The organism is Coleofasciculus sp. C1-SOL-03, from assembly GCF_040220555.1.
GTDB lineage: Bacteria > Cyanobacteriota > Cyanobacteriia > Cyanobacteriales > Coleofasciculaceae > Coleofasciculus.
The window spans coordinates 1-3,005 of sequence record NZ_JAVJUO010000215.1 but is presented as its reverse complement, the minus strand read 5'-3'; the positions used below and the strand labels follow the sequence as shown (position 1 = coordinate 3,005).

Sequence of the window (3,005 nt, the reverse complement as noted above, 5' to 3'; positions counted from 1 at the left end):
TCGACTGGATGGGTTGTTTTTGCCTAAGAACGAAACTCTAGACCAACCCTTTTATGTGGTTGAGGTTCAGTTTCAACGAGATGATAATTTATATTATCGTTTATTTACTGAACTGTTTATCTTTCTGAATCAATACAAACCGCCTTATCCTTGGCGGGTAGTGGTGATTTATCCAAGTCGCCGGATTGAGAGGGAACAGCCGTTACAATTTCGGGAACTCTTCAGCCGAGTGACTCGGATATACTTGGATGAGTTAGGAGATAAGGCATCGGCATCTGTTGGGGTTAATATTGTTAAGCTAGTGATTGAGCAGGAACAGACAGCCCCAGAACAGGCAAGGCGCTTAATCGAACAAGCTCAAACTCAGATAACGGATGAGACGACCAAACGTGACCTGATTGATTTAATTGAAACTATCATCGTTTATAAATTACCACAAAAAAGTCGGGAGGAGATAGAAGCCATGTTAGGATTAAGTGAACTTAAACAAACCAAGGTTTATCAGGAAGCCAAGCAAGAAGGGTTAGTAGAAGGGAAACAGGAAGGGTTAGCAGAAGGCAGACAGGAAGGCAAACTCAAAGCCAAGTTGGAAGCGATACCACGCATGATGCAGTTGGGTGCGAGTTTGGAGATGATTGCGGAGGGTTTGGATTTACCGCTGAATGTTGTTCAACTAGCCGCACAGTCATTTTCTGAAGATAATGTGGCTGCGTTTATTGAACTGTTAAATCATCGCCGTTCGCTTTTTTCTTCTCAAGACTTAGCGGAGTTGGCGGAGTTAATCAAACCTTTACCGGATAAAATAGAAACGCTATCTCAGGCGATCGCACAGTGGTGTAAGCAGGATGCCCATTCCCTACAACGTCAGGCTTGGCGTGATTGTCTCTCAGGTAAGCTGGCGGCGACAGTGGAGGAATGGTTGGCTCAAAATCTGGCATCCCTGGAAACTTTGAGACCTTCGGTGAATAAAGCCATCCTACAGCAGGCGATCGCATCAGGAGAGAATTCTAATTAGCGATCGCGTCTTCAGATCGGGATAGATAAAAATAGGCGATCGCTTGACCTTTCACCCATCCCGGATACCAGAACCCAAACCCCTGTAATCCTCATGTAGGGGCGACCCGCTTGGCTTAATTAACAATAATTCCATTTAATGCGATCGGGTCGCCCTGTTCTAGCGATCGCACTCTCGGTTATCGGGGTTGAATGGATGTGCGATCGCGTCTTCAGATCGGGATAGATAAGAATAGGTGATCGCTTGCCCTTTCACCCATGCCGGATACCAGAACCCAAACCCCTGTAATTCTCCTGTAGGGGCGACCCGCTTGGCTTAATTAACAACACCACTCCATTTAATGCGATCGGGTCGCCCTGTTCTCACCAACTTCGCTAACTTCTTCTTAGGGAACCGGAACCTAGGGTTAGCCGTACTCAATTCCTGTCAAGGTGCAGCCATATCCTCCCACCAGGTTTTTGCCGGAATTGCCCCCAATTTAGTGCGGCGTAGTATCCCTGGAGTTATCGCCATGCAATATTCGATTCTCGACAGAACCGCCAAACTCTTTGCCGTTGTGTGAATAATGACATAAGATCAATGCCGATTTTCCCGATTTTTTGATATAAATCAGGAGTAGAATCAGGGGATTCAGCCGATGGGAAGACAGTACGCCATAATTGGTACAGGTGCGATCGGAGGCTTTTACGGCGCTTGCTTGCAAAAAGCGGGACTTGATGTCCATTTTCTCCTCCGGCGCGATTATGATTATGTGAAAGAGCATGGTTTGGCAATTTCGTCAACCTGGGGAGATTTTACTTTACCCCAGGTGAATGCCTACAACCAGGTTAAAGATATGCCCCCTTGTGATGTGGTATTAATCGCTCTAAAAACCACCCAAAATCATCTCCTCCCGCACCTGCTTCCGCCTCTGGTTAAACCTGGAACTGTAGTGATTACGTTACAAAATGGGTTAGGGGTTGAACCTGAAATTGCCGCCATCGTCGGGGAAAGTATCGAAGTATTAGGGGGACTCTGCTTTGTCTGTTCTAATAAAATTGATTTGGGTCAAATTCACCATCTCGATTATGGTCAAATCCAGCTAGGTGCTTATGGAAATAACCATCAGCCTCAAGGAATTACACAGACAATGCGTCAGATTGCGGCTGACTTTGAACAAGCCAATATTCCGATTCAGCTTGCCGATAATTTACTCCTCGCCCGGTGGAAAAAGTTGGTGTGGAATATTCCCTATAATGGTCTATCTGTCGTCTTAGATGCGACAACGGATGCGATGATGAAAGATAGTCATGGGCATCAGCTATCGGAACAATTGATGCGAGAGGTTGTAGCTGGGGCGGCGGGGTATGGTTTAGAGATAAAGGAGAGTTTTATTCAAAAAATGCTGGATTATACGATGAAAATGAAACCCTATCGTACCAGCATGAAAATTGACTATGATTGTCATCGCCCCTTGGAAGTCGAAGCCATGTTTGGCAACCCGATGCGGGCGGCGCAAGCGGTTGGGATGGCGGTTCCTAAAATAACGATGCTCTATCAGCAATTAAAATTCCTAGATGCCAGAAATATCGCGATTGGCGATTAGGGATTGGGTTTGTAGGGGCGGGTTTAGGGAATTTTATGTTGCTATTGCTAATAACCTTTATGCAAAACCCGCCCTGACTAAATTTTAATTTTTGCCCAAAATTGCGGCATGACACAGCTAAAATTGTGGAATAGATTTGACGATTAAATCGGGCGCAAGCTTTGCGCCCCTACGGTTTCTCGACGTAAGCGGTAAAGCGTTTAGGGAATTTCATGTCGCCATGGCTGATAACTTTTAGGCAAAACCCGATATTTGTAGGGGCGGGTTTAGGAAATTTCATGTCGCCATGGCTAATAACTTTTATACAAAACCCGCCCTGACTAACTTTTAATTTTTGCCCAAAATTGCAGCATGACACAGCTAAAATTGTGGAATAGATTTGATGATTAAATCGGGCGCAGGTCC

4 protein-coding genes are annotated in these 3,005 nt (G+C 45.4%); 3 read left to right on the top strand and 1 reads right to left on the bottom strand.

The window, feature by feature from the left end:
- The 3 genes from RIE73_RS33015 to RIE73_RS33005 all read left to right on the top strand — a co-directional run.
- Positions 1 to 1,015: Rpn family recombination-promoting nuclease/putative transposase (locus tag RIE73_RS33015; RefSeq protein ID WP_446405190.1), on the top strand; the 1,015-nt coding region annotated here is incomplete at its 5' end.
- A 340-nt stretch (positions 1,016 to 1,355) separates the two neighbouring features.
- Positions 1,356 to 1,577 carry a CHAT domain-containing protein gene (locus RIE73_RS33010; protein WP_446394438.1) on the top strand — a complete coding sequence of 74 codons (222 nt, stop codon included), beginning with the start codon at positions 1,356 to 1,358 and terminating at the stop codon, positions 1,575 to 1,577.
- Positions 1,578 to 1,652: 75 nt separating this feature from the next.
- Entirely contained in the window at positions 1,653 to 2,600 is a 948-nt protein-coding gene (locus RIE73_RS33005; RefSeq protein ID WP_446405189.1) for a putative 2-dehydropantoate 2-reductase, read from the top strand.
- A 169-nt stretch (positions 2,601 to 2,769) separates the two neighbouring features.
- Here the strand turns inward: RIE73_RS33005 and RIE73_RS33000 are convergent.
- Positions 2,770 to 3,005 (bottom strand): hypothetical protein (locus RIE73_RS33000; protein ID WP_446405188.1); only part of this gene is annotated, 236 nt, incomplete at its 5' end.

Bases quoted from the DNA above. Each gene is read 5' to 3' on its own strand.
- RIE73_RS33010 (WP_446394438.1), top strand. From the start codon at position 1,356: ATGCGATCGGGTCGCCCTGTTCTCACCAACTTCGCTAACTTCTTCTTA.
- RIE73_RS33005 (WP_446405189.1), top strand. From the start codon at position 1,653: ATGGGAAGACAGTACGCCATAATTGGTACAGGTGCGATCGGAGGCTTT.